Raw genomic sequence first — 3,451 nt, forward strand, 5'->3', positions numbered from 1 at the left:
GGAGCAGGGAGAGCTCCACGGCCCACAGTGAGACGTCCGAGCGTTCGGGACGCGCGGCGGCCCAGGCGCGGATGTTGTTGAGCACCCGCAGCACCACGTCGAGCGGGTCGGCGGGCTCCAGCATCGACGGATCGAGCCGCGCGCCCGTGGCCCCCACGACCAGGAGCTCCGCGTCCCCACCGGTCAGGACCCGCCCACCGTCGAACGGATCGGCGAGCACCTGTTCCTCGGGAGGCCCGAAGCCCACCACGAAGTGTCCAGGGAGGGCGACCCCGTACACAGGCGCCCCCGCCCGCCGCGCGACCTCCAGCCACACCACCGACAACAGGATGGGCAGTCCGCGCCGCCGCTGCAGCACCTCGTGCAGGAACGAGGACTCCAGCCGCTGGTAGTCGCCGGGCGAGCCACGGAACCCGCAAGTCCCGCCGAGCAGCTCGGCCAGCGCGAGCGCCCAGGAGCGGGGGCCGCCGGGGCGGAACGGCACCTGCCCCGCCAGTCGGTCGAGCTCGATCTGCGCCGCGTCCTCCCCGGCCTCGTCCAGCGTCCCGTCACCGGCCGCCCCCACCAGCAGGCACAGCGTCGCCAGATCCGGCCGCTCGGCCCGCGCCTCCTCCCCGAACCGCCGCCGCACCTCGGCGGCACGCTCCGGCTTCGGAGGCCGTGGAGCACCCATGGTCTCGTCGTGCCCGGTCACGATGATCGGTACGACTCGGAGGGGGAACCGGCGCCGGGCGCCTCGGGTTCCCGGTAGTGGTGGTACGAGTGGTGCGGCCCGAAGCCCAACGACGCGTACAGGGCCCGCGCCCCCACGTTGTCCGTCTCCACCTGGAGCCAGCCCGCCGAGGCGCCCTCGTCCAGGGCCTGGCGGGCGAGGGCGGTCATGACGGCGGTGGCGAGGCCCTCACGGCGGTGGGACGGATCGACCTCCACCGCCGCGAAGCCCGCCCAGCGGCCGTCCACCACACACCGCCCGATGGCCGCCGGAGCGGCGTGCGCCGGGCCCGGTATCGTCGCGAACCACACCGAAGGGCCTCTCCCGAGCACCGTCAGCGCCACCTCGCTCAGCCCTCTGCGCTGGTAGCGGCTCAGCCATGCCTCGTCGGCCACCCGCGACAGCACGACCCCGCCGGGCAGGTCGTGATCGGCGACGGGCGCGAGCGAGCCGATCCACAGCTCGGCCGTCACCTCCCGCGTCCAGCCCCGCCGCTCCAGCTCGGCGCACAGCAGTTCCTGCGTGCCCTCGGCGCCGGTGGCGAGCTGCATGTACGCGGGGAGCTCCCGGGCCCCGTACCAGGACCGTACGTACGCCAGCGCCTCGTCCAGCGGCAGCCCGGGATCGCCCACGGGCAGCACCGAGTTGGCGCGCCGCGTGAACCCGCGGGCGGCCCTCAGCTCCCACTCGCCGAGCGACTCCCGCTCCACCGGCTGCCAGCCCCGCGCGGCCACCCGGGCCAGTTCCGCGTACGAGGCGGCGGGGCCCCGGCGGCGCGCCGGAGCCGCCGGAACGATCTTGCCCGCCACCAGCGACGACTCCGGGATCCGGACCCGCTCACCGGTCCGCCGTGTGATCACCAGCACGCCGTCGTCCCATGATGTGAGAACGCCCACCGTGTCGGTGAACTTCTCACCCTTGGGTGCGTCTTCGTCGACCTGCCGTACCGAGACGCGTTTGCCCACGTCAGCGGTGGTGATACGCACTTCGAGCCGTGCGCCGGTAGAGAATTCCACAGGTCCGGCCACCCCTCCTGTTCGGATCATGCCCAAGAACGGAGATACTAGATGCGGGCATCGACGACGCCGCGCTCCCGCGCGCCAGGCGGCGGAGCCTGAGGAGGCCCGCCAGCGCCCTATCGAGGAGGAACGACAGCGTGACCTACGTCATCGCAGAGCCTTGTGTCGACGTCAAGGACAAGGCGTGCATCGAGGAGTGCCCGGTCGACTGCATCTATGAGGGGCAGCGGTCCCTCTACATCCACCCGGACGAATGCGTCGACTGTGGTGCCTGTGAACCGGTCTGCCCGGTCGAGGCGATCTTCTACGAGGATGACACCCCGGAGGAGTGGAAGGACTACTACAAGGCGAACGTCGAGTTCTTCGACGAGCTGGGTTCGCCCGGTGGCGCGAGCAAGCTGGGGCTGATCGAACGTGACCACCCCTTCATCGCGGGCCTGCCCCCGATGAACCAGGACGAGCACTGAGCGGTCCTCACCCGCGCCACCTCGGTCCCGTACGGCCTGATCGCCCTGATCGCCGTACGGGACCGAGGCGTACGTACGAGAAAGTGAGCCAGATCCCGTGTCCGCAGTCTCCGAACGACTCCCCACCTTCCCCTGGGACAAGCTGGAGCCGTACAAGGCGACGGCCAGGGCCCACCCGGGCGGCATCGTCGACCTGTCCGTCGGCACCCCGGTGGACCCGGTCCCCGACCTGATCCAGAAGGCGCTGGTCGCCGCGGCCGACTCCCCTGGCTACCCGACGGTCTGGGGCACCCCCGAGCTGCGGAACGCGATCACGGGCTGGGTGGAGCGCCGCCTCGGCGCCCGCGGGGTCACCCACCGCCACGTCCTGCCGATCGTCGGCTCCAAGGAGCTCGTGGCCTGGCTGCCGACGCAGCTGGGCCTCGGCCCCGGCGACCGGGTCGCGTACCCCCGCCTCGCCTACCCGACGTACGAGGTCGGCGCCCGCCTCGCCCGCGCCGAGTACGAGGTGTACGACGACCCGACCGAGCTGGACCCGGCCGGTCTGAAGCTGCTGTGGCTGAACTCGCCGTCGAACCCGACGGGCCGGGTGCTCGGCAAGGAGGAGCTGACGCGGATCGTCGCCTGGGCCCGCGAGCACGGCGTCCTCGTGTTCTCCGACGAGTGCTACCTGGAGCTGGGCTGGGAGGCCGACCCCGTCTCCGTCCTGCACCCGGACGTCTGCGGCGGCTCGTACGACGGGATCGTCTCGGTCCACTCCCTCTCCAAGCGCTCGAACCTGGCGGGCTACCGCGCGGCCTTCGTGGCCGGTGATCCGGCGGTCCTCGCCCCGCTGCTGGAGATCCGCAAGCACGGCGGCATGATGACGGCCGCACCGACCCAGGCGGCCGTGGTCGCGGCCCTGGGCGACGACGAGCACGTCCGCGAGCAGCGGGAGCGGTACGCGGCCCGCCGCACCCTCCTGCGCGACGCCCTGCTGGGGCACGGCTTCCGCATCGAGCACAGCGAGGCCAGCCTCTACCTGTGGGCGACCCGTGACGAGTCCTGCTGGGAGACGGTGGCCCACCTCGCGGAGCGGGGAATCCTGGTCGCTCCCGGCGACTTCTACGGTCCGGCGGGCGACCGCTTCGTCCGCGTGGCACTGACGGCGACGGACGAGCGGGTCGCGGCGGCGGCGGAGCGGCTGTCGCCGAACGCCGCCTGAGTACCGCGCAAAGTACCGCGGAACCGAACGGCAAAGGAGGGGGCCGGGG

At 72.5% G+C, this 3,451-nt stretch carries 4 protein-coding genes; 2 read left to right on the forward strand and 2 right to left on the reverse strand.

Annotated features, from left to right (window positions below; all coding sequences use genetic code 11):
• Both FNH08_RS47290 and FNH08_RS47295 read right to left on the reverse strand, forming a co-directional pair.
• Positions 1-673, reverse strand: a 673-nt coding sequence (locus FNH08_RS47290; RefSeq protein WP_152778079.1) for a transglutaminase-like domain-containing protein, incomplete at its 3' end; no start/stop codon positions are given.
• Between the two features lie 17 nt (positions 674-690).
• Positions 691-1,728 carry a GNAT family N-acetyltransferase gene (locus tag FNH08_RS47295; protein WP_456114969.1) on the reverse strand — a complete coding sequence of 346 codons (1,038 nt, stop codon included), beginning with the start codon at positions 1,726-1,728 and terminating at the stop codon, positions 691-693.
• Between the two features lie 140 nt (positions 1,729-1,868).
• On the opposite strand from FNH08_RS47295, the gene fdxA reads away from it, so the two are divergent.
• Together fdxA and FNH08_RS47305 are read left to right on the forward strand one after the other, a co-directional pair.
• Complete coding sequence (fdxA, locus tag FNH08_RS47300) at positions 1,869-2,198, forward strand: ferredoxin (protein ID WP_322726573.1); 330 nt, start codon at positions 1,869-1,871, stop codon at positions 2,196-2,198.
• Positions 2,199-2,295: 97 nt separating this feature from the next.
• Positions 2,296-3,402, forward strand: a complete 1,107-nt coding sequence (locus FNH08_RS47305) for a bifunctional succinyldiaminopimelate transaminase/glutamate-prephenate aminotransferase (RefSeq protein ID WP_322726574.1) — start codon at positions 2,296-2,298, stop codon at positions 3,400-3,402.
• The last annotated feature ends 49 nt before the right edge of the window (positions 3,403-3,451 follow it).

The sequence above is a fragment of the Streptomyces spongiae genome (assembly GCF_009377185.1).
Lineage (GTDB): Bacteria > Actinomycetota > Actinomycetes > Streptomycetales > Streptomycetaceae > Streptomyces > Streptomyces spongiae.